Raw genomic sequence first — 23,347 nt, 5'->3', positions numbered from 1 at the left:
AGTTATAAAAACAGGAAGCTTAGAGGATGACATACTGATGCAAAGTGGCAAAATCAAGCACTGGAACCAAGATAAAGGCTATGGCTTTATCGATGTGGATAATCAAAACGAAGACGTGTTTTTTCATGTGAGTACAGTGCGCTTGTCACAGCCCATCAGCGAAGGCCAACGTGTCTATTTTCATAGTCAGCGTAATGACAAAAACCAATTACGCGCCACTGAAGTCACTTCCAAAGACTTGAGTATCTTAGAAACCTCAGACATCACATCTGCTGCCCGCTCCTCCAATAATACTGAACGAGACCGCCAGCAGCATAAACGCCACACGACTCAAAATAATAATGTTAAAAAGAGTCGTAGTCATCAAAAGAAAAAAAGCCCGCTCTCGACTTTATTTAGTTTGATTGCGATCATAGCGGTAGCGGTTTATTTCTTTGCCGATCTAAAATCCACCCTTCTTGCTGACAATACTCAGTCGACGCCCATATCACAGACTTCCTCTATAGCAGCGGGTCAAGCACAGACGTCAGCCATTACTGGTGATGCACAGATTGACACTACCATTGCGCTGATAAAGCAAGGCGGGCCGTTTCCCTATCCAAATAAAGATGGCACGACGTTCTATAATCGCGAAGGCCTACTACCTGCTCAGTCGCAAGGCTACTATCACGAATATACCGTCCCTACCCCTGGCGTTTCTCATCGCGGGGCGCGGCGCATTGTCACCGGTGGCAACCCGCCGACCATTTATTATTTGACGGTGGACCATTATGATAGCTTTAGCAAACTGGAGGTGAATTAAGATGAGTGACGCCATTTATTATATTGACTCAGCCAACAGCGAGCTTAACGACATCGCTTCTGTTCCTGCACACGCTATCGACATTCCACTCGATGAGGTGCTTGATAAGCGCGCACTTTTAGTCAGTTTGGCTAAAGCCTGTGATTTTCCTAGCTACTTTTCGCATAACTGGGACAGTGCATGGGACTGCTTAACCGATAGCGAGGTCACGCAGTTAAAGCTTGATTTAACAAGGGTAAAAAACATAAATACTGAAGACTTTACTATATTTAAAAGTATCATCGAAGATGCGTATAGAGATTTTGGTAAGCCGCAGTTATGGATTGTGGTATCGAGTAAAGATAAATAATTTGGGGTGTGTCATCGATGACATGCTTTAGTGCCTTATTGAAAAAACCTAAATGTAAGACAGCACTGATTCTGTCCTACATTCAGGTTAATTTATATTTGTAAAAAGGATCAACTCATGGAAATTACTTTAAATGGATATTACACGCTGATCTTGGCAACGTTCGTGCTATTACTCGGACGTTTTTTGATTAAAAAAATCAAGGTATTAGAGGATTTTAATATTCCAGAGCCTGTCGTGGGTGGCTTGGTCGCCGCGATGATTGTTTACGCGCTTAACTTAATTTGGGGCTACAGTTTCAACTTTCATCAAGGTCTGCAAACAGCGACTATGCTGATGTTTTTTGCCTCTATTGGTCTCAGTGCTGATTTTGGACGACTAAAAGCCGGTGGTTCGCCATTATTTATTTTCACGGTTGTGGTCTCGGTGTTTATCATTTTGCAGGACGTCGTTGGCGTCGCGATGGCGAGCGCACTGGGACTCGATCCTTTGCTTGGACTGGTGACTGGTTCTATCGCGCTCACTGGTGGGCACGGTACGGCAGGGGCTTGGGGCGTGGTATTAGAAGAAGAGTATGGCGTGGTCGGTGCGACGACACTCGGTATCGCTGTTGCCACTTATGGCTTGGTGGCCGGCGGTCTCATTGGTGGACCTGTCGCTCGTCGCTTGATTCAACGTCTTGGTCTAAAACCGACTCCGGCTAATCCAAACCCAAGCGATGTCGAAAAACTGGCTGGCGAACAGTCGTTATACAGCACCAAACATACCGAAGATGGGGATCATAGACAGGAAGAGATGTTTGAAAAACCTGATAACATCCGCCTTATTACCGCCTCATCTACGATTGAATCATTAGCACTGTTTGCGGCGGCCTTAGCTTTCGCCGACATAATGACCATCGTCGCAGAAGGCACTTGGTTCCAACTGCCAACGTTCGTATGGGCGCTAGCGGCTGGGGTAATTATTCGTAACTCGTTAACTATCGTCTTCAACTTTGATATGTTTGACCGTGCTATCGATGTCATTGGTAATGCGTCCTTGAGTCTATTCTTGGCGATGGCGCTGTTATCATTGAAGCTCTGGCAGTTGACTGACTTAGCGGGCCCTGTGCTGATTATTTTGCTGGTGCAAACCTTGATTATGATTATCTATGTTTACTTTATTACCTTTAAAGTGATGGGTAAAAACTACGATGCGGCTGTACTGTCAGCAGGTCATTGTGGTTTTGGTATGGGCGCAACCCCGACGGCGATTGCCAATATGCAGGCGGTAACGGATCGCTACTTGGCCTCGCCTAAAGCGTTCTTAATTGTGCCGATGGTTGGTGCTTTCTTCGTTGATATCGTCAACGCGACGATCTTGCAGATATTTACTAAACTGCCGTTTATGTGATTGGTTAAATAATAAAGACAAATCAATAAAAAAGGCTGGGCTACGTAATCGTAGTCCAGCCTTTTTATTGGTTATTTTTATGCTTTCGTTGCAAAATTATCATTCATTAAATTATCATGCGCTTCACAGCCGAATAATAAACAACCAAAAAATTCCCTACTAAACTCTGCTTTGATACTACTATTAGGCTTAGAAACACCATCAGCTTCTAGTGTAATTATTCGATTATTAATTACATTTTTTAGATATTCTATAGTTTCATTTTCTTCTTCAAGTAAATCTAACTTGTTTTCTAGCCTATAATTTTCAGCATCAATTTTAGATTCAGATAAATATTTAACTTCATCGTTAAGCATAGCTTTTTTCATTCTATACCACTTATTTTTGTCAGCTTTATAGATGGCATACCATATCAATTCCCATGAGTCATCCATGTAACTCTCAGGAATCATCTTATTCGCTAAATCATATGCACATGCTCTTGCATACAGATTAGCAATATCTAAACTATCATAATGAACATTTTTTTCTAATTGATTTATTAGCGTTATAGCTTTTCGTGGATGTCCAATAAGGATTTGTAGTCTAATCTGATTAAGTAAAATATTATACTTTTTTTCATCTAGTATGGATTGTGAGACTTTATCTTTATTAGAACCTATATTACTATCTTCAAGTACTTGCAGAGCTTTAACAAAATACTTTGATGCCTCTTCATGTTTATCAAGCATGACATAGGTGCAAGCGATATTATTATATAGATTAACAGGCAGCAGTTGATGTCCCTTATGCTGCTCAGCCGATGTAGAATGAAATTTTTCGAGAGCTATTAAACAATATTCTATAACCAACTCATAGTGATTTACAGGTTTATGTGAATAACTATCGTCTGTATATCCAACGTCAAAAGTAAGCATTAGAATATAACTAGCATAAGGATAATAGGACTTAGGCTGTAAAAGTAAAGCTTGTCGCTGTAGTCCAATACTTCTAATTTCCTCTCCATATTCATGATACAACCAAAATGCCAAATTATGAGTATTCTCTATCGAAGGATTGACTTGATAAGCTCTTTCTAGATACTCTAAATCCTTATTGCCCTCTGGATTTTCGATATAGTAAAGCGCAATTTTCGCTAACAATTTGTCATCGTCAGGATGCTTTTCTAACTGCTCGAGTAATTTATCAATATTATATTCTGTCATGTTAATTATCCTGTAATGACTACTATTTAAGAGTTAGATTGTAAGTCATAATCTATATCATTTTATCATCCAAAAAAAACCGCCTAGCAAAAACTAGGCGGTTTTTTATTGCTTACAGATTATTGACCAGATTTCACCAAGTTATCTAGGATTGTTGAAAGCCATGCGTTGTTATCTTCAATATACTTATCACCTAACTCTACAATCTCATCAGCCGATTGAACGGAGTCAGGATGCTCAATCATTGCCTCTTGTATATACGGCTGTCCATGCGCCACCATATCTACCATACTCTTTTTGGTGACTTCAAAATGACATTGCCAGCCAAGTACCCACGTACCTAACGCTTTATGTTTTGGTGTTTGATAAATAAAACCTTGATTGGCCCAAACTTGTGACGTTGCAATCGGCGTAGCGCCTTCAGGACACTCAAAACCATCGCCATGCCAATGAAATACAGTAAACTCATCTTTTGGTAGCTCTTTTAGTAGCGGATGCGCAAGCCCATGTTTGGTCAATTGAATAGGCAGCCAGCCAACCTCTTTTATACCGGATGGCGCAACGTTTGCACCCAAACTATCTGCTATCAGCTGTGCCCCCAAGCAAACACCCACTACCGTTTTTCCTTCTTCGATACTTTGCTGAATGAAAGCTTTTTCATCAGCTAGCCACTGAAAATCTGTTTCATCGTGAATGCCCATTGGCCCACCCATAATGATCAACCAATCAAAACTGTCTTGAGCGGGTAATGGATCATTTTTATAAAAACGAGTGACAGCAATGCTGTGACCTTGTCTATCTGCCCATTGTTTAATATAGCTAAGTTCTTCAAAATCAACATGGTACAAAGCATGGATTCGTAGCGTCATCAAATTATCCTTTTGTTAAAAAAATAAAAACCGCCTAGCAAACGCTAAGCGGTTTTTTTGTTAACCAATCCTCACAGAGCGTTGGCTACCATTGAAGCAACTGGCTTACTGGTTTTTTTCGTAAACGGGCAATTCTTTGCAGATCGCTTCTACTTTGCCGCGTACTTCAGTCGCAACCGCTTCATCACCGCGACCGTCTAGCACGTCACAGATCCAACCTGCCAAATCACCTGCTTGCGCTTCGTTGAAGCCACGAGTAGTAATCGCTGGCGTACCGATACGAATACCAGACGTCACGAACGGCGATTTTGGATCGTTTGGTACAGCGTTTTTATTCACCGTAATATGTGCATCACCAAGCCATTTGTCCGCTTCTTTACCGGTCATTTCTTGCTTGACTAGGCTGATAAGCATTAGATGGTTTTCAGTACCACCAGAGATAATTTCATAACCGCGCTCTTGGATAACTTTTGCCATTGCTTGGGCGTTTTTGACCACTTGCTGCTGATAGGTTTTGAAGTTGTCCTCTAGCGCTTCTTTAAAGCAAACCGCTTTTGCCGCGATGACGTGCATCAACGGACCGCCTTGGTTGCCTGGGAATACCGCAGAGTTGAGTTTCTTTGCCAGCTTCTCATCACGAGCCAAAATCATACCTGAGCGTGGACCACGTAGGGTTTTGTGCGTTGTAGTCGTGACCACATCCGCAAATGGTACTGGACTTGGGTACACGCCACCAGCGATAAGACCAGCCACGTGTGCCATATCTACCAGTAGATACGCGCCTACTTCGTCCGCGATTTCACGGAAACGCGCCCAATCGACCACTTGTGAATATGCTGAAAAACCAGCGATAATCATTTTTGGCTTATGTTCTTTTGCCAAACGCTCAACTTCGTCATAATCGATAAGGCCAGTGCCTTCGACCAAGCCATACTGTACGGCGTTGTAGTTCAGACCTGAGAAGTTAATATGGGCGCCATGAGTCAAGTGACCACCAGCGTCTAGGCTCATGCCTAGTACCGTGTCATTGGCTTCAAGCAAGGCTAAAAATACCGCAGAGTTTGCTTGGCTACCCGAGTGTGGTTGAACGTTGACGTACTCAGCACCGAACAGCTCTTTTGCACGATCAATAGCCAATTGCTCAACCACATCGACGTGCTCACAACCACCGTAATAGCGCTTACCTGGATAACCTTCGGCGTATTTATTGGTCAGGTCAGTGCCTTGTGCTTCCATCACTGCTTGCGAGCAATAGTTTTCAGAGGCAATAAGCTCGATGTGATTTTCTTGACGAACGCTTTCTGCGGCCATGGCTTCAGCAAGTACTGGATCAAACTCTTTGATAGAAATATCTTTAAACATAGTGATGTCCTAGGTAGTGGCTATCGTTAATGGTAGTGTTTATGAAAAAGAAGCGAGTAGTAAAAGGAGGTAAAATAGGCAAGCAAAGGCAATTGGCCTTGTTATTAACTCGTCCATTATAGGCAATAAATTCGACATATAAATGCATCGATATCATCGCTAAAGATTAAGTGTAACATGAAAATTTGTACTGCGAGCGCAAAAAAACCTCACAGCAAGCTGAGCAGTTTAAATGGCGATATCACGCAGATAAATAGCCAATAAAATAAAGTATTTACTGGCGGCTCACCCATACGGTTAAAACAATATTTTTATTAATATCCTAACTTATATAGTAGCGCGTGCTCATTTTAAAAATGAAGCTAAAAACGTTTCGCTAATCAGTAGCGTGCGCCCATACCAATCATAACGTGTTTGTCGTTGCCAGCCTGCGCCCGTGTGTTGGATAAAGCGCTGATTGGGCAAAGTACGACTGCGCTTAAACAACACATATCCGATGGGCGTGCCTTTTAACTGTTGCAGACGACGGGCGCGCCCTTTGAGACTGGGTAACGGAAAGATACTCTGTGCCTCGACCCATGGTTGCTCATCATTACCATATAGCTGCGCCTCGCGTACCCACGCCAGCATCGGACGATTTAGCGCTGAACCTTGCAGTCCTAATTGTCGTTTTTGTTGCAATGTTAGCGCTCGAAAGCCCTCAAAACTGCGTTCTACTCGTAATGGTTGCCCTGCTCTTTGTTCCAACATCGCAGTCAGAGAGCCTTCGGCATTAAGCCAAGATACCAGCTCAGAGGGCGGGGTAAAAGTGGCAGGACTAGCAAAAAGATTACTGGGCATAGTTGACGGCTAATAGTGAGAATTTAAAAAGTAAACGGCTGCGAGTGTCTGTGAATAAAGCGACATTGATAAAAGCAGCTATTAATAATAGTCAATATTCGTAAAATCGAGGATTAACGATTGATATCAAAGTCTGGCATATTATCGGCATTAAATGGCAATGCCTCATGGGCCTGCTGACGATATTGCGCCATATGCAAGCTATCTTTTGCACAAAAATCGCTAATCGCTGGCACAAAGCGCACATCATAAATACGGTGGATAGAGTGAGTGGTCGTTGGAATAAAACCGCGAACCAGCTTATGCTCCCCTTGCGTGCCCGGATCAAAATACCTTAAGCCTTGCTCGATAGCAAACTCAAGCCCTTGATAATAACAAAGCTCAAAGTGCAAGCTATCATACTCACCAAGCGCGCCCCAATAGCGGCCGTACAAGGTAGCATTATCATCAACATTATCGCTGTCCGCTTTATCGTATAAGAATAAGCTACTCGCGATGATTTCACCATCGGCATCCATGGCTTGCGCCAACATGATGTGCTCAGGCATGCTGTCGGCTAGCGCCATAAAAAAATCAAGGGTCAAATATGGCTTTTGCCCACGTACCGCATAAGTCATCACATAACAATGATAGAACGCTTGCCAGTCTTCATCCGTGATGTCGTTACCACACTTACGCTGACAGCTAATGCCTTGCTCGCCGACCTTGCGACGCTCAGCCCGAATAGTCTTGCGTTTTTTGGCTTTTAATGTCGCCAAGAATCCTTCAAAATCCATAAACAGCTGGCTGTCTTGGCTAAGATTTTTATTTTGCCATAAAAACTGACAACCTTGACGCTCAAGTATCGGCATTTCAATGATAGTGGTAGTAGGCGTAGCGATAGGCTTGCTCGCTAAGTCATTCTTTTGGGCGGCGAGCGCTTTTTCTATATCAATCTTAGTCGGCATAGAGTTGATAGCAAGCGAGGACAGCTCATCTGTGACAAACAATCCATGCCAGCCCGACGCGCCTACTTGCTGGGCGACATCATCAACGCCAGCAATCGCCGTCTTTATAATGTCTGCAGTTAAGCTCTCGCCTTCTGCTAACCACAAGCGCTGTCCGGTAATCGGGGTGTAAGGGACACTTGTCACCAGACGTGGGTAATAATCGAGACCGTATTGAGCATAAGCTTGTGCCCACGAATGGTCAAATACAAACTCACCTTGATGATGACCTTTTATGAACACGGGCATGACGGCTACCGGATGCGTTATGTCTGCCGGTGCTGCCTCTGTCAACTTAGCCGATTCTGCTACGGCATCATTCTGAGTACCCTCTACCCGATGTACCAAGATATAAATAGGTAGCCAGCCTGCTCGCTCACCAATTGCGCCAGTATCACTAAGCGCTTGCCAAAAATCAAATGACATAAAAGGAGTATCTGGCGCTTGCCACTGTGCTTGGCTCTGCCAACTGGTATCACTGAGTAGCGCATATTGTAAAGTCATAGTACCCACACTGTTTTTTCTTAAGGGTTTAGCCTACCAAATATCAGCGCTTTTGCTGTCACAATTTGCAAAAATAGCCATATTTCTTGAAAATTACGTAGCACGCCTTAATATCAAAATAGCATAAAAAAAGCCAGCCACACGAATGTAGATGACTTTACGAAACTAGCCGTACTATTTTTAATTGAGCGCTTTCAGCTAATGAGCACACTATTTTTATGAATGATAGGGTGAACGATATATCTATTAATTGCTGTTACCTGATGACTCAAAAAACAGGGTTTAAAGAACGGTAATTGTATAGAAAAGATGATATCAAAGCTCATGACTGGTAGAATAAGGCTATTATTAGCTTAATATAATTTGTATACATGAGATATGAATAAAAATAGTACAATTGGTTCATTATGCGAGATTGACATCGCCTTGGATCTATAGTGGGTCAACTATAATCTGCTGTTAGTCAGCCAGTTTTGTGTAGAGAATCACAATACTGTCTCAACGTACTATTTTTAGTTTTGATTCACCACAGTTAGCGACAGAAATTTTTAAGTTGCCTTGAGGCTCTCCAAAAGATTACTCATGTTACATTTGCTCCAAGCATGGCCCACTATCGCAGAGAGTCTCTATAGAAGCACCCATTGATTTAAGCATTAATATTAACTACAGCCTAAAGGGATACACTACTATAATGTCAAAAATTATTTATACAAAAACTGATGAAGCCCCAGCGCTAGCAACCTTGTCCTTCTTACCTATTGTCAAAGCCTTTACCCAAACCGCAGGGGTTGAGGTGGAAACCACTGATATCTCTGTTGCCGCGCGTGTGTTGGCTGAATTTCCAGAGTATTTAAGTGAAGAGCAGCGCGTTCCTAATAATCTAGCTGAGCTTGGTCGATTGACGCAAGATCCTGACACCAACATTATCAAACTGCCAAATATCAGTGCTTCTGTTCAGCAGCTAAAAGCCTGTATCAAAGAACTACAAAGCAAAGGCTTTGCTATCCCTGACTTTCCAGAAGATCCAAAAACCGACGAAGAACAAGAAATTCGTCAGCGCTATGGTAAAAGTCTAGGCAGTTCGGTCAACCCTGTACTGCGCGAAGGCAACTCAGATCGCCGTGCGCCGAAAGCCGTTAAGAACTTTGCGCGCAAGCATCCGCATTCTATGGGCGAGTGGAAGCAATGGTCAAGTACCCACGTATCACACATGCACAGCGGTGATTTTTATGATGGCGAACAATCGATAACTTTAGATAAAGCCCGTAACGTGCGTATGGAGCTGTTACTTGAGGATGGTACAACGAAAGTATTGAAGCCAAAAATTGCGTTGCTTGATAAAGAAGTCATTGACCTGATGGTCATGAGCAAAAAATCGCTACTAGAGTTTTATGAGCAAGAAATGGAAGACTGCCGCGAAGCTGGTATCTTGTTTTCACTGCACGTAAAAGCCACTATGATGAAGGTTTCGCACCCTATCGTGTTTGGACATGCGGTTAGAATTTATTATAAAGATGCATTTGACAAGCACGGTGCTTTTTTTGATGAATTAGGCATTAACGTCAACAATGGTATGGCTGATCTATACGACAAAATCTCTACTCTGCCATCCTCTAAACGTGAAGAGATCGAGCAAGACTTGCATGCCTGCCAAGAGCATCGCCCACGTCTAGCGATGGTTGACTCTTCAAAAGGTATCACCAACTTCCATTCGCCAAGTGACATTATTGTCGATGCGTCAATGCCTGCGATGATTCGTAACGGTGGTAAAATGTGGGGCGCTGATGGCAAACTATATGATTGTAAAGCCGTCATGCCAGAGTCTACCTTCGCCCGTATTTATCAAGAAATGATCAACTTCTGCAAATGGCATGGTAACTTTGATCCAACCACCATGGGTACGGTTCCTAACGTAGGCCTCATGGCACAAAAAGCAGAAGAATATGGCTCACATGACAAAACCTTTGAGTCTAGCGCTACCGGTATCGCCCGTATTGTAGATATTGATACCGATGAAGTATTGCTTGAAAAAGATGTAGAAAAAGGCGATATCTGGCGCATGTGTCAAGTCAAAGATGAGCCTATCCAAGATTGGGTGAAACTTGCCGTTCGCCGTGCGCGTGAGTCAGATACTCCCGTCATCTTTTGGTTAGACCCGTACCGTCCGCACGAGAACGAGCTAATCAAAAAAGTTAACATGTATTTGAAAGACCATGATACTGACGGTCTGCACATTGAAATCATGTCACAGGTGCGCGCCATGCGTTATACCTTAGAGCGCGTCGCTCGCGGTCTGGATACTATCTCTGCCACAGGTAATATTCTACGAGATTATCTCACTGACTTATTCCCAATTCTCGAGTTAGGAACCAGTGCTAAGATGCTATCAGTCGTACCATTAATGAAAGGCGGCGGTTTGTTCGAAACTGGCGCTGGTGGTTCTGCACCCAAGCACGTTGAGCAGCTGGTAGAAGAAAACCATCTACGTTGGGATTCATTGGGTGAATTTTTAGCCTTGACGGAGTCATTGGAGCATTTGGCCAAAAACGATGACAATGCTAAAGCGCAAATCTTAGCAGATACGCTCGATAGAGCCACTGAAACGTTGCTGCTAAATGACAAATCACCGTCACGTAAAACCGGTGAGTTAGATAACCGTGGTAGCCATTTCTATCTGGCGATGTACTGGGCTCAGGAGCTGGCCACACAAGACCAAGATGCAGATCTTAAAGCGCAATTCGCCCCGCTAGCGCAAAAGCTTGAGAGCAATGAAGACGCCATTATTAAACAGTTTAATGATGCTCAAGGCAAAGCGGTAGACATCAAAGGCTACTACTTCGCAGATGAAGCATTGGCTGAAAAAGTCATGCGTCCAAGCACCTTATTCAATGAAGCGTTGGCATCGTTGTAATAGATTTAACTGGCTAGCCTTAAGTAACGTTACTTCTTTATACTTTTGCAGCTAGCGTCAGTTAAAAACAATAAAACACCCCGCAGCTCTATAGAGTTGTGGGGTGTTTTTTATTGTCTGTAGATAAAAAGGTAATAGTGCTTATATAGGGTCTGTGCAGACAGAGGGGACAAAAAATTGATATCAGCAGTATCGTAGCGATTCTAAAATTCCTTGACCATAGTTATAACATCAGCATAAAAAAATCACCTACATGATTGTAAATGGCTTTTTCAACAGCTTATATTAAATTGCTTTTAGCTCATCATAAAGCGATGACTAGGCATCCATGTGCTTAATGATTGCTTTACCAAACTCAGAAGTGCTGAGCAAAATAGCATCAGGCATCAAACGCTCAAAGTCATAAGTGACCGTTTTATTAGCGATAGCGCCTTGAATACCATTGATAATGAGGTCAGCGGCTTCTGTCCAGCCCATGTCACGTAACATCATCTCAGCCGATAGAATCAACGAGCCGGGGTTTACTTTGTTCTGACCAGCATATTTAGGCGCAGTACCATGAGTCGCTTCATAGACAGCGATTGCGCCGCCTTTGTTGGCACCCGGTGCAATACCGATACCGCCCACTTCAGCCGCTAGGGCATCAGAGATGTAATCACCGTTTAGGTTAAGCGTGGCGACGACAGAATAATCGGCAGGACGCATCAGAATTTGCTGCAAAAAGGCATCAGCAATGACGTCTTTGATAATGATGTCATTACCCGTTTTTGGGTTTTTCATCGTCATCCAAGGGCCACCATCTAACAACTCTGCATCGAAGCGCTCTGCGGCTAATTCATAGCCCCAGTCTTTAAACGCGCCTTCGGTGAACTTCATGATATTGCCTTTGTGCACTAAAGTCACACTCGGCAAATCGTTATCGATAGCGTGTTGAATGGCTTTACGCACTAGACGCTGCGAGCCTTCTTTGGATACAGGTTTGATGCCAATGCCGCAGTCATCGTCGAAACGAATCTTCGTCACGCCCATCTCTTCTTTTAAGAACTTGATGATTTTCTTAGCGTCATCACTGCCCGCTTTCCACTCGATACCGGCATAGATATCTTCTGAGTTTTCGCGGAATATCACCATATCCGTCAGCTCAGGATGCTGCACGGGGCTTGGCACGCCTTCAAACCAGCGAACGGGACGTTGGCATACATAGAGGTCAAGCTCTTGACGCACAGCGACGTTTAATGAGCGGAAGCCGCCGCCTACTGGCGTGGTTAATGGCCCTTTGATACTGATCACGTAATCTTTTAAGATCTCTAGCGTTTCGCTTGGCAGGTAGTCACCATCATAGATTTTGGCCGCTTTTTCGCCCAAATACGCTTCCATCCAAATGATGGACTTTTTGCCATGGTAAGCTTTATCAACTGCAGCATCAACCACCTTGACCATGACCGGAGTGATATCTACCCCAATTCCATCGCCTTCAATGAAGGGAATAATGGGATGATTGGGGACATTCAACGATAAATCAGCGTTGACGGTTACTTTTTCGCCGTCTCTAGGTACGATAACCTTATCATATGACATGGATAAAACTCCTTGGTTGTATGTTGGATGTCGCAAGTTTCATTGGTACTCTAGGCGATCCGTTATGCTTGCGCTACTTTATTATGGTTATGCGTGGTTATAGTTATACGTAATTCACGTCTTTAGCTAAGCGAGAAAAAATCAAGTACTTACGATCTTATATTTACGGCTCTTAAATGTGGGCATTTTGCAAATCCATTCTGAACTCACATTATGGCACTCAATGCTTTAACATAAAAAATTGAAAAAAATTTTAATAATAGCCATAGACTGAGCAATGAAAAGAAAAGCCAGTTAACAATAACATCAGCAAAAAAATTATGAAAATAAGTAAAATAACAAAAATACTTTATATAAACTTAATAATTATTGATAATTTACAAGCCTAGGTAACTGTACAAATCTGATGTGCTATCCTAATCATTGTACTAAGATAAAGGGCTGCGCAACAATTTTTCTAGCGCATAACTCATGTGCAAGTATCAATATTATAAATACCACTATTATAACATGGTTTTACTGTAGACATAAAAGCGCACCTTCATAGGCTATGGCTGATAAGTTAATACATTATTTGTTGTGTGTTCTTTTTTGATTACAATAACGTTAATTAAGTTATCAGCCGCTTCATAATCGGTCTAATTCTTACCTTTCATGCTTTATCAATATCTTTATTTAGGAAATGCTATTTTATGTCGACCACCAGTCTCATTCTGTTTAATAAGCCTTACGGTGTGCAAAGTCAGTTCCGTGATGACAGCAACAACGACCACACCACCCTATCGGAATATTTCACGGATAAGTCTTTGCGCGTTGCTGGCAGATTAGATGCGATATCTGAAGGGTTACTGATTTTGACGAGTGATGGCAGGGTTAATAAAGCCATTACTCATCCACCAAAAGCCAATGCTGGACGTAAACAAGGTAAGACTTATTTAGTACAAGTTGAAGGTACTCCTACTGCCGAGCAACGTGATAAGCTTCGACAAGGCGTGATTCTTAAAGATGGTAAAACTCTGCCTGCCGACATCAAACAGCTTAGTGAAGAGGATTTACCGATGCCACTTTGGCAACGTGACCCGCCTATTCGTGAGCGTAAAAGCATACCCACATCATGGTTGATGCTGACGATTTATGAGGGTAAGAATCGTCAAGTCAGACGCATGACGGCGCATGTTGGCTTGCCTTGTCTGCGTCTTATTCGTTGGTCAGTGGCAGGCTTTGAATTGGGAGAACTGGCAGTTGGTGAGTTTGTGCGTATCCATTTAGACAGTGCAAAACTGCGAGAATTGGGTGTTCATAATTAATCGAACCTAACATCATTTTGATGTCGGTATTATGAGGGTCTGTTGAACATTCAAATGTGGTACTGGCAGCGTCTATTTTTTAGACAATACGCAGTGAAATTTTTGACGACTAGTCGTTCTAGGTTAGACAATTTCGCCATGTATTGGTAAAAAATAGCCCTGCCCTGAAAGGCTGATACTAAAATCACCCCAAACATTGTTGTAAACCTAGCTAAGGTCTCGACATTATCGTCGGTTTACGCCTGATTTGATAAAAGGTTTGATGCGATTTTAGCGATCAGCAGTCCTAATATTTGAATGTTCAACAGACCCTAACATTAATTATCACTTTTATGAATAATATCTACCAACTATCACGTGTTCGAGTATAGATAGCAACAACAGATAATATAAATAAGATAATGGATAAATCGACACACGTATCTGCTTGAGAGAGCTCAGTCATGAAATCGAGCAAATATATTACGACCTGTTAAACATAGCGTCTCGAACTGGTAAGGTTTATCTGCTAAGATTCAGCACTTCACTGCCTTAGTGCCATATTAGTGGCGTACTTTGACTTTGCCTCTATTTATTGTTCCTCTTATCTCTTTTAAGGATATGTCATGATTCCTTCGCGTCGTTTCGCCTTGTTCGCCACCAGCATTGCTGCGGCACTTATACTGAGCGCTTGTCAGCCAGCAACCGAGAACGATGAGGGGATGCCTACAGAAAAAGTGGCGACACCATCGACTGAGATGCCTGCGAATCATGAAGGCATGGACATGGATGCTCACGCAGGTCACGATATGACAGGTGGCGATGCAATGGCGGATGAGATGCAAATGACGGATATCCTCCAAGACTACACCAAGTCAATGACGAGAATGCATGATGAGATGATGATCGGCATGGTCTATAACGATGCTGATACTGCCTTTGCGAAAGGTATGCTGGGACATCATCGCGGCGCCCTAGACATGGCAAAAATCGAGCTAAAGTATGGTACTGACGCCGCCATGCGAGAGCTGGCGCAAGAAATCATAACGGCGCAGCAAGCTGAAATAGACATTATGAATAAATGGCTCGCTGGCCATCCCGATGCAGCTAAACCCAAGCCTAATACTCAAGCGATGCAGCAAGCTTATGCCAAGAGCATGGATGCAATGCATGATGACATGATGCTAGGTATCGCTGACCCTGTCCCTGATATGGCGTTTGCACGAGGTATGTTGCCCCATCACATGGGCGCTGTAGACATGGCAAAAATACAGCTCAAGTACGGTACTGATGCCGAGATGCGCAAATTGGCTCAAGATATCATCGATGCCCAGCAGTCTGAAATTGAACGCATGCAAAACTGGATTGCCGCTAACAAAACCGCCGAGGTTAATAACAACGCTGTTAGTAACGATACTGTTGGCAATGACGCTACTGTTAAAAATGAGGCATCCACTAAAGCACCTGCTGAGCAACCTGCTATCTAAATTGAATATGGTTCAATCGGTACCGATAAATGTACAAGCTATCACATCAAACCCCTTCTAATCATAAATGCTTAGCAGGGGTTTTTGTTTTTACTCGGACATATTGAATCATAGCTACGGTTCTAAGTATGTTAAAACTGCTCTATTTACGCTTGTTGACGTGCCATGACATCAAGCCATACCTGCCAGCTTGGCTGTACGGTTGAATGGTCACTACTATCGTCTGATACTGACTCTGTCTTTGCTAAGTACAAGCTTACTTTGTGCGGAAAGGTTTTGTCGTCTATGCTCTGCTGTTTTGCACTATTAAGCACCGCTTTAGGTAGTACGCTGACGCACATCAACTCATCGCGACGAAACAGGTAACATTCAACCTCACGCTCTGCTTTAATAAGCGACGCTAATTGCTTGGTGTCTGCCTTGATACCGTCAATAGCGATGATGACATCATGCGCCGATATACCAGCGTTGGCAGCCACACTGTCACGCGTCACGCGATTGACCTTCAGTCCAGCTGGCGTCTCACTACAGCGCATACCCCAAGGCACATGCTTATCGGCAGTTTCTTTGCTATTAACATGTATTTTTATGCCGTTTGCCGTTAATAATGCTTCAATGGGTAATTCTTCCACCCCATTGACATAGCGGCGCTCAAACTCTTGCCAGTCAGTAAGCGCCATAAATTGCCCGACAACTTTGCCCATATCGGCACTGCTGATACCAATCCGTCTATTGTCATTCTGCGTTGCTTGGTTATAAAAAGCCTTGACCACATCAAATAACCGATAACGACCGTTGCTCTTTTCGAGTAAAGTTAAATCTAAACAAAGCGCCACCAATGCGCCTTTATTGTAGTAACTGATCCCAGCATTACCTGTGTTTTCATCATTACGATATAATTTAATCCATGCATCAAAACTCGACTCAGCGACACTTTGATAGGCGCGTCCAGGCGTTTGATAGTAGCGATTGATTTGTTCAGCCAGTAATTTGAGATAACTTGGTTTATCAATCACCCCTGACGCTTGCAACATAAAATCATCAATATAAGAAGTAAAACCTTCAAATACCCAAAGCAGCGGTGTAAAAGCTTCGCGGCGCAAATCTACATCCAACATGACATCGGGGCGTACGGTTTTGACCCACCACGCATGAAAGTACTCGTGGCTGCACAAGCCTAAAAAACGCTGATAATCGCTGCTGGGTACTTTGGGTTCGTCAATACTGGGCAAGTCGCGACGCGGGGTAATCAGGCTGGTCGAATTGATGTGTTCAAGACCTCCGTAGTCTTGCCCACTGGCAAAAGTCATAAACGTATAGTCGTTGAAGGGTGCATCACCCAGCCAATCTAGATACGTCTGACAAATGTGGGTGACGTCTTGCTGTATCCTACCCATATTGGCATTATGCTTACCCGACAGATAAAAACGGTGAGGTAGGGTCTGATGCGCATGGTCTTGGACAATAAAGTCAAATTTATCCTGTTCAGCGATTTCAAAAGGATAATCAATCAGCTCGTGATAGCTGTTTGCCTGTAGTGCAAAGCACTGCTGCCCATCAAGTCGTAAATGGGTAGATTCAAGACCACAAGCTAAGAGCACACGGCTTTCTTGTTTATCCGCCAAGAATGTGGCTGGCACTATCAAGCTTACTTGTATAGGCGTCTGCTCTTGCCCATCTACCGCTAGCGCTAAAGAAGTAAAGTTCCCATATAAGCGCTGCTGATCGACGTAGGCGGTGCGCACAGACAAGTCATAACAGTAGACTTCATAATGGACGTCTACGGTCTGCCCTGCTTTAACTTTTGGTAATTGCCAGGTATTTTTGTCTGTCTTTACCGCGCGCTGTATCTCAACGCTCTTATTATTGTCGTCAGTGATTTGGTAATGTACTGCGGTAATATTGCGGGCAAACTCGCGCATCAGATAGCTACCCGGTATCCATGCTGGCAACCACAGCTTTGGTGAGTCTACGTTTGCTGTAAAGGTAAGCGACACATCTACTAAGTGCTCATAAAAACGCTCAAAATCGAATCGATAACTGCTATCGGCTACGATTTCAGCATTCTCACTGATTGAAGTCGTACTTATTGACTTATTATTGGGAGTGTCGGTGTTAGAACTATTGATATCAGCTTTATTGGTAAATGAATTCATCGTCTTTCTCATCTTTATTTTTATCGTTATGGTAGAAGTCCTTAACCGAAAACGCAACGGGCAAACCAGAAAAAACAAGCACGCTACTCTGTAAATGATAGAAAACAACGTTTATTTTCATAAATTATGATATTAATTTGCATTTTTTATCACTTTTCCCTTGAAAGTTATGTGAGCCATCGCAATTAAAGATGCTAACTGCTAAAGTTACTTTAATAAACTGATGATAATTGACTAATGACGTGGCTATCTGGCTTGCCGATTGGCTTTTTTAGGTTTATTGCAACCGTATTTAATTTTTTACACAGATATATTTAGGATAATTTATGACTACTATCGCAAAAGACACTGCCGTCAAATTCAATTACACACTAAAAGACGACGAAGGCAACGTGCTTGACCAATCACCAGAAGGTCAGCCACTTGCTTATCTACATGGTCACAGCAACATCATCCCAGGCCTAGAAAAACAACTAGAAGGCAAATCTGCTGGCGAAACAGTAAACGCTGTCGTTGAGCCTGCTGATGGCTACGGCGAATACCAAGAACAAGCGGTACAGCATGTGCCACGCGATAACTTCCAAGGCGTTGATGACATCCAGCCTGGTATGCAATTCCAGTCAGAAGCCGGTGGCCAAGTAATGTTGGTGACGGTTACTGAAGTAAATGATGACGAAGTGGTCGTTGATGCCAACCATCCACTAGCTGGTAAGCGTTTGACATTTGATGTTGAAATTCAAGAAGTACGTGCAGCGACTGAAGACGAACTAAACCACGGCCATGTCCATGGCGCAGGCGGTGTTGAGCACTAATCTCTATTTGAGTATTAGAAAACATTTAAACGATAAGCGAGTACGATGAAGCTTGTCGTTTATTGTAAAAGGTCAGTAGATACGTCTACTGGCCTTTTTTTATGTTTTACGGCTTATCTATAAAAATACTTTATCCCAAACGTAACAAAGCCGCATAACGACGAGCGCTATGCGGCTTTTATCACCAACCATCCATGTTAACGCTACATGATACCTAATCCCGAGGCATCCTATAACTAGCAGGCATCCAGCCTTATTATCCCTAATTAGCAAACCATCTATCCCTGATGCGATCTTTAAGATACCAATCCCTAGTATCAATGAACTGTTTCGTTCAATCGTGCCGTACAGTTATAATCGCAGATTGACCCAAGGTTAGTAAGAGGTCGAAGCGTCAATCCATGTAAGCATATGCTTACATGGTTGTTTATATGACTGCTTTTATGGTTCGCTCATATACGGCTACTATAGACTCTCTTCAGGGCTAACCGTTGCTTTTGAATCAGCGCTGAGCATAATATAAGCCGCTTCATTGATAAAAGCTTCGTCTTCAGGTAGCTCTGGACGCTCATTGGCTTTCATTTGACTACGCTCTTCAAACTTCGCATCCATCGCCGCCTGATAAGTATTCCAGTTGGCATACGGACGCTCACCTGTAGCGATGAGGCGTTTATTCTCCGCTTCTAATGAACGCTTTTCGATCAGCTGCATTTTGGCACGGCGGCTATTGATATCGAGATTGACAGGCTTTTTCTCATCATCCATATCGCGAATGTCATTTAACGCAGATAAGTAAATAAACTGTGGATCCTTTTGCTGACGAATTGTAGACTGCTGGTTCAGCGTCGCTAACGTATCGCTAGTGAATTTACCTTCAGGCTTATAAGGCGCGGTTTTGATGGTATCCCAAGGCAGCGCTTTTTTCTGTGCCCGCTCGCCAAAGGTAGCATCGTCATAGATATTAACCAATTCGACATCGGGGACTACGCCTTTATTCTGCGTACTGCCGCCGGTGATACGATAGAATTTACGTTGGGTTAAGGTCGCTGAACCCAAGGCTAAATTGTCCAGCTGAATCTGGGCAGAGCCTTTGCCAGTTGTGGTACTGCCGACCACTAAACCACGGCCATAATCTTGAATGGCGGCAGCAAAAATCTCACTTGCAGAGGCAGACGCTAAGTTAGTAATGACCACCATCTTGCCGTCATAGAGTTGTTCGCCACCATCGTCGTCACGGTACACTTGGATGTTGCCGCGATTGTCACGGATTTGGACCAGTGGACCACTCTTAATAAAGAAGCCGAGCATTTTGGCCACTTCATCTAACGAGCCACCAGGGTTGTTGCGTAAATCAACCACGAGGCCATCGATGTTTTCTTTATTCAATTCTTTGAGCGCTTTTTCGGTATCGATACTGACACTACGATAATCTTCACCGTTACGGCGCGCCTGATAGTTCAAATAAAAGCTTGGTATCTCAAGGACGCCAATACGCTTGGGTGTTTTATCGATATTCGGACGCTGTACTTCTACGACGCGCTGGGTAACGCCTGATTCTTCTTGCTGAATAATATCGCGCACCACAGTGACGGTACGGGCGCTGGCTTCTGGTGCGCTGGCCTGACGTAGCTTGAGCGTGACTGAAGTACCGCGCTTACCACGAATGAGACTGACGATTTCACGCGTCGACCAACCGACTACATCGGTCATGTTTTTGCCGTCTTTGGCGATACCAACAATCAAGTCATTGGGCTTAATCTGTCCCGTTTTTGCCGCTGGCCCACCATCTACCAAGGTCACGATGCGTGTATAGTCTGGGTTTTTACGATCTGGCCGGATAGAAACACCAATGCCTTCTAACTGTAGACTGGATTGAATCTGCAACTCTGTCGCTTGAATAGGTGCATAATAATTGCTGTGCGGATCATAAGTCAGCATCGCTGTGTTTAAGATAGTCTCCATGATTTCGTCATCTTTGAGACGCTTAAACTGCTCTTGTTGACGTGACAAACGATTGAGCAAAATCTCACTGGGCGTGCGCTCATCATTACGGATCAAATCCTGACCACGAGTGATGTCTGGATTATTTAAGAAAACTTGCTCTTTGGCTTTTTCATCTTCTTGACCCAAAGTGATACTCATCAGCTGAAACTTCAGCTGACGCGCCCAATAATCACGCTGTTCTTTTTTGGTCTTAAAATGGCTAAGCTTTTCGCGGTCAAGGACGATGGTCTCATCGCTGGTCAAATCCAGATCCGTCTTTAGCATTTTGCTTGCCATGGCAAAATATTCGTTTGAGCGTTTACGATAGCGCTCGAATACCTCTACCCCTGCAGACAAATCACCACGTTTGAGGCGATCACCGAACTCGGCGGCATATTTTTTCTTTAGCTCATCAACATCAGATTGCAAAAACAAAGTATGGTTTGGATCAAGGCTATCAATATACATAGACAGAATTTCGCTGCCTGTTTTGCTATCGAGAGACTGATTGAGATAATGGCTGCGATCAAGCAAGGCGGCGACCTGACGAGTAGTGACTTTTTGTTCAGGTGTCTGGACGAAACCTTCAGTGTTGGTATCTGCCACTGCGGTACCGTAGCTCTGAGTAAGAATAAGACCGGCGATGCCCACTGACGCTGCACTGAGTAACCACTGTGCTGGTTGTTTTTTCATCATATCTACCTAGTTATTTTAAGTTAAAAGTATTATTAATTTTCATCGAAAGAATTTGCTCGGTCATTCCCTATGCATCAAATTTAGTTATTCTCTTACAGCGCTGCTTTTCACAAACCATCTTTATGGCATTCACTTTATATTGCATTAACCTTGTTATGAATTTGACAACTGCCAAAAAAGATACTTTATATAGTCGATTCAATTTAAAAGTAGTACAAGGCAACCGAGTGTAGATGTATATGTGATACTTCAAGCGAGGTTAACGCTGTAATACTTTTATAGTGGAATGACTATAAGACTTCAGCATTGCTATTACGTAATGATATTTTTACTTAATGAAATGACTGCTTTATCATATTAATCGTTGAACAAAATACTGCCAACGTCTTGCAAAAAATCAATCAATACTAGCATGAGCATAAATGTGCAACTGTCTCAATCTGTATAAGCAATATTACACTTTACCTCGGTACATACCAAACTTTCTAGCATATTTATTAGCGATGGCTGCTGCTCGCTGCTTGACAGATATCGGTCATTCATTTCGGTCAATTTAACCAGTAGATTATGCGCAGCTCACAATAGCTGTCATAATATATCGATAATAGTGAGTGATTATTGCGCTTATTTACCCTGATTGATGGTGCGCTGAGCTCATAATATAACACTGAATAGTCGATTCTATTTGCCTCTGTTACAAAGGGAATTGCGTGCAGTTAGGCAGACCGTACTGTACGCTGATTGATGCAATAATGGCTTTAGAATAGATGACTGATATAACATAATAAGGATCACGCGATGTATGGCGTCTTAATGATTGATATTGATAGTACCGCACTGACTGCTGAAGATGTGAGTTTAATCAAACAAGCCCAAGTTGGTGGGATCATCTTGTTTGGCCGAAATGTCAAAGATGCCGCGCAAGTGCGCGCACTGTGTGACGATATACGCTATCACAACGCCGATATCTTGATCGGTGTTGATCAAGAAGGTGGGCGCGTCGCAAGATTACGTGAAGGTTTTACCCCATTGCCCGCGATGGGGCGACTGGGTGAGTTATTTAATCAAGATCCTAGCCGTGCGCTTAGCTGCGCTTATGACTGTGGCTATCTAATGGCAGCAGAAGTGCTGGCCGTGGGCATAGATCTGAGCTTCGCACCGGTACTCGACACAGACGGTATTAGCCAAGTGATTGGTGACCGTAGCTTTCATCAGCAGCCGCAAGCCATTACGGCTTTGGCGACCCAGTTTATGCGCGGTATGAAAGCGGCTGGCATGGCAACCACTGGTAAGCATTTCCCCGGTCACGGCGCCATCGCTCCTGATTCTCATGTATCAGAAGCGATCGACAGCCGCAGTTTGGATGAGATTATGCACAGTGACATGCAGCCGTTCGCCCAAACGCTGCCTTGGCTTGATGCCTTGATGCCAGCGCACGTGATTTTTTCACAGGTGGATAACAAGCCAGCGGGATTCTCTAAAATTTGGCTGCAAGACATCATCCGTGATGAGCTAAAATTTGATGGCGTTCTATTCTCTGATGATTTATCTATGGCAGGCGCGCAAGCAGCTGGGGATGTTAGCGCGCGCGTCAAAGCTGCAATTGAAGCTGGTTGCGACATTGCTTTGGTATGCAATGATAGAGTTGCGGCTCATGAAGCGGCCGAAGCGGCGCAAAACTTGCCCTACCCCAATCAAAAACGTATCAAAACCATGTGCGGGCAGATACCCGTTTGGCAAGGTAATCTTGAGGCGACTTGTCAGCAGTTTGACTATTGGCAGCAAGCAAAGCAGAACGTCACTCAGACCTTTTTTAATACCTCGGCAGAGCAGCCATCTACAGATCATGCGGCATCAAAAGATCCTACTGTCTATAAATAATAGCCTGTCATTTTTTGGTTAACCATAAATACATGCCAAATCCCTACTAAAACCATGGCAAATAAAAAACCGCACCTTTGAACTGACCCCCGAAACTTGGACGGTTTAATTAAAGATAGTACTGAGCTCTGTATTGTACAGGGCTCAGTCCTTTTAGTTTAAGCTGAATTCTCTCATGATTATAATAATGCATATACTCATGAATCTGTTTCTCTAAATCTTCAATGGTTTTCGGCTTCTTAATATAA

The 23,347-nt window shown here is 43.4% G+C and carries 17 protein-coding genes; 8 read left to right on the top strand and 9 right to left on the bottom strand.

Annotation, left to right across the window (positions count from 1 at the left end; genetic code table 11):
- Window positions 1–37 precede the first annotated feature (37 nt).
- The 3 genes from HQR03_RS03245 (at window position 38) to gltS (ending at window position 2,543) form a co-directional block, all read left to right on the top strand.
- The gene (locus HQR03_RS03245; RefSeq protein ID WP_173239118.1) at window positions 38–802 is read left to right on the top strand and encodes a ribonuclease domain-containing protein; all 765 of its coding nucleotides are present in this window, start codon (window positions 38–40) and stop codon (window positions 800–802) included.
- Window position 803: 1 nt separating this feature from the next.
- Entirely contained in the window at window positions 804–1,151 is a 348-nt protein-coding gene (locus HQR03_RS03240) for a barstar family protein (protein ID WP_173239117.1), read from the top strand.
- Between the two features lie 117 nt (window positions 1,152–1,268).
- The gene (gltS, locus tag HQR03_RS03235) at window positions 1,269–2,543 is read left to right on the top strand and encodes a sodium/glutamate symporter (protein WP_173239116.1); all 1,275 of its coding nucleotides are present in this window, start codon (window positions 1,269–1,271) and stop codon (window positions 2,541–2,543) included.
- Window positions 2,544–2,620: 77 nt separating this feature from the next.
- Here the strand turns inward: gltS and HQR03_RS03230 are convergent, their stop codons facing one another.
- The 5 genes from HQR03_RS03230 to HQR03_RS03210 form a co-directional block, all read right to left on the bottom strand.
- Window positions 2,621–3,748: a hypothetical protein gene (locus HQR03_RS03230; protein WP_173239115.1), complete on the bottom strand. Its 1,128-nt coding sequence runs from the start codon at window positions 3,746–3,748 to the stop codon at window positions 2,621–2,623.
- A gap of 119 nt (window positions 3,749–3,867) precedes the next feature.
- Entirely contained in the window at window positions 3,868–4,617 is a 750-nt protein-coding gene (locus tag HQR03_RS03225) for a type 1 glutamine amidotransferase (RefSeq protein WP_173239114.1), read from the bottom strand.
- 105 nt (window positions 4,618–4,722) lie between these two features.
- Window positions 4,723–5,979, bottom strand: a complete 1,257-nt coding sequence (gene glyA / locus HQR03_RS03220) for a serine hydroxymethyltransferase (RefSeq protein WP_173239113.1) — start codon at window positions 5,977–5,979, stop codon at window positions 4,723–4,725.
- A 345-nt stretch (window positions 5,980–6,324) separates the two neighbouring features.
- Window positions 6,325–6,819 carry a chorismate--pyruvate lyase family protein gene (locus tag HQR03_RS03215; protein WP_173239112.1) on the bottom strand — a complete coding sequence of 165 codons (495 nt, stop codon included), beginning with the start codon at window positions 6,817–6,819 and terminating at the stop codon, window positions 6,325–6,327.
- 113 nt (window positions 6,820–6,932) lie between these two features.
- Window positions 6,933–8,309, bottom strand: a complete 1,377-nt coding sequence (locus HQR03_RS03210) for a GNAT family N-acetyltransferase (RefSeq protein ID WP_173239111.1) — start codon at window positions 8,307–8,309, stop codon at window positions 6,933–6,935.
- Between the two features lie 691 nt (window positions 8,310–9,000).
- Here HQR03_RS03210 and HQR03_RS03205 point away from each other — a divergent pair.
- The gene (locus HQR03_RS03205) at window positions 9,001–11,220 is read left to right on the top strand and encodes an NADP-dependent isocitrate dehydrogenase (protein WP_173239110.1); all 2,220 of its coding nucleotides are present in this window, start codon (window positions 9,001–9,003) and stop codon (window positions 11,218–11,220) included.
- A 318-nt stretch (window positions 11,221–11,538) separates the two neighbouring features.
- Here HQR03_RS03205 and icd read toward each other — a convergent pair whose 3' ends face one another.
- Window positions 11,539–12,798 (bottom strand): NADP-dependent isocitrate dehydrogenase, encoded by a 1,260-nt coding sequence (gene icd / locus HQR03_RS03200; RefSeq protein ID WP_025651682.1) that lies wholly within the window; start codon window positions 12,796–12,798, stop codon window positions 11,539–11,541.
- 692 nt (window positions 12,799–13,490) lie between these two features.
- Between icd and HQR03_RS03195 the strand changes: the two genes are divergently transcribed.
- Both HQR03_RS03195 and copM read left to right on the top strand, forming a co-directional pair.
- Window positions 13,491–14,105 (top strand): pseudouridine synthase, encoded by a 615-nt coding sequence (locus tag HQR03_RS03195; RefSeq protein WP_173239109.1) that lies wholly within the window; start codon window positions 13,491–13,493, stop codon window positions 14,103–14,105.
- Window positions 14,106–14,710: 605 nt separating this feature from the next.
- The gene (copM, locus tag HQR03_RS03190) at window positions 14,711–15,571 is read left to right on the top strand and encodes a CopM family metallochaperone (protein ID WP_025651684.1); all 861 of its coding nucleotides are present in this window, start codon (window positions 14,711–14,713) and stop codon (window positions 15,569–15,571) included.
- A 146-nt stretch (window positions 15,572–15,717) separates the two neighbouring features.
- Here copM and HQR03_RS03185 read toward each other — a convergent pair whose 3' ends face one another.
- Window positions 15,718–17,727: a M61 family metallopeptidase gene (locus HQR03_RS03185; RefSeq protein WP_173239108.1), complete on the bottom strand. Its 2,010-nt coding sequence runs from the start codon at window positions 17,725–17,727 to the stop codon at window positions 15,718–15,720.
- A 326-nt stretch (window positions 17,728–18,053) separates the two neighbouring features.
- On the opposite strand from HQR03_RS03185, the gene HQR03_RS03180 reads away from it, so the two are divergent.
- Window positions 18,054–18,539 (top strand): FKBP-type peptidyl-prolyl cis-trans isomerase, encoded by a 486-nt coding sequence (locus HQR03_RS03180; protein ID WP_025651686.1) that lies wholly within the window; start codon window positions 18,054–18,056, stop codon window positions 18,537–18,539.
- A 465-nt stretch (window positions 18,540–19,004) separates the two neighbouring features.
- On the opposite strand, the gene HQR03_RS03175 is transcribed toward HQR03_RS03180, so the two are convergent.
- A complete protein-coding gene (locus HQR03_RS03175) occupies window positions 19,005–21,215 on the bottom strand; it encodes a carboxy terminal-processing peptidase (RefSeq protein WP_173239107.1) in 2,211 nt (736 codons plus the stop codon).
- A gap of 801 nt (window positions 21,216–22,016) precedes the next feature.
- Here HQR03_RS03175 and nagZ point away from each other — a divergent pair.
- Window positions 22,017–23,099: a beta-N-acetylhexosaminidase gene (gene nagZ / locus HQR03_RS03170; RefSeq protein ID WP_173239106.1), complete on the top strand. Its 1,083-nt coding sequence runs from the start codon at window positions 22,017–22,019 to the stop codon at window positions 23,097–23,099.
- A gap of 109 nt (window positions 23,100–23,208) precedes the next feature.
- On the opposite strand, the gene HQR03_RS03165 is transcribed toward nagZ, so the two are convergent.
- Window positions 23,209–23,347: IS3 family transposase (locus HQR03_RS03165; protein WP_173239105.1), on the bottom strand; the 139-nt coding region annotated here is incomplete at its 5' end.

The organism is Psychrobacter okhotskensis (assembly GCF_013248965.1).
GTDB classification, from domain to species: Bacteria; Pseudomonadota; Gammaproteobacteria; order Pseudomonadales; family Moraxellaceae; genus Psychrobacter; species Psychrobacter okhotskensis.
This window is presented reverse-complemented; position numbering and strand designations above follow the sequence as displayed.

Bases quoted from the DNA above. Each gene is read 5' to 3' on its own strand.
- HQR03_RS03245 (WP_173239118.1), top strand. From the start codon at position 38: ATGCAAAGTGGCAAAATCAAGCACTGGAACCAAGATAAAGGCTATGGC.
- HQR03_RS03240 (WP_173239117.1), top strand. From the start codon at position 804: ATGAGTGACGCCATTTATTATATTGACTCAGCCAACAGCGAGCTTAAC.
- gltS (WP_173239116.1), top strand. From the start codon at position 1,269: ATGGAAATTACTTTAAATGGATATTACACGCTGATCTTGGCAACGTTC.
- HQR03_RS03230 (WP_173239115.1), bottom strand. From the start codon at position 3,748: ATGACAGAATATAATATTGATAAATTACTCGAGCAGTTAGAAAAGCAT.
- HQR03_RS03225 (WP_173239114.1), bottom strand. From the start codon at position 4,617: ATGACGCTACGAATCCATGCTTTGTACCATGTTGATTTTGAAGAACTT.
- glyA (WP_173239113.1), bottom strand. From the start codon at position 5,979: ATGTTTAAAGATATTTCTATCAAAGAGTTTGATCCAGTACTTGCTGAA.
- HQR03_RS03215 (WP_173239112.1), bottom strand. From the start codon at position 6,819: ATGCCCAGTAATCTTTTTGCTAGTCCTGCCACTTTTACCCCGCCCTCT.
- HQR03_RS03210 (WP_173239111.1), bottom strand. From the start codon at position 8,309: ATGACTTTACAATATGCGCTACTCAGTGATACCAGTTGGCAGAGCCAA.
- HQR03_RS03205 (WP_173239110.1), top strand. From the start codon at position 9,001: ATGTCAAAAATTATTTATACAAAAACTGATGAAGCCCCAGCGCTAGCA.
- icd (WP_025651682.1), bottom strand. From the start codon at position 12,798: ATGTCATATGATAAGGTTATCGTACCTAGAGACGGCGAAAAAGTAACC.
- HQR03_RS03195 (WP_173239109.1), top strand. From the start codon at position 13,491: ATGTCGACCACCAGTCTCATTCTGTTTAATAAGCCTTACGGTGTGCAA.
- copM (WP_025651684.1), top strand. From the start codon at position 14,711: ATGATTCCTTCGCGTCGTTTCGCCTTGTTCGCCACCAGCATTGCTGCG.
- HQR03_RS03185 (WP_173239108.1), bottom strand. From the start codon at position 17,727: ATGAATTCATTTACCAATAAAGCTGATATCAATAGTTCTAACACCGAC.
- HQR03_RS03180 (WP_025651686.1), top strand. From the start codon at position 18,054: ATGACTACTATCGCAAAAGACACTGCCGTCAAATTCAATTACACACTA.
- HQR03_RS03175 (WP_173239107.1), bottom strand. From the start codon at position 21,215: ATGAAAAAACAACCAGCACAGTGGTTACTCAGTGCAGCGTCAGTGGGC.
- nagZ (WP_173239106.1), top strand. From the start codon at position 22,017: ATGTATGGCGTCTTAATGATTGATATTGATAGTACCGCACTGACTGCT.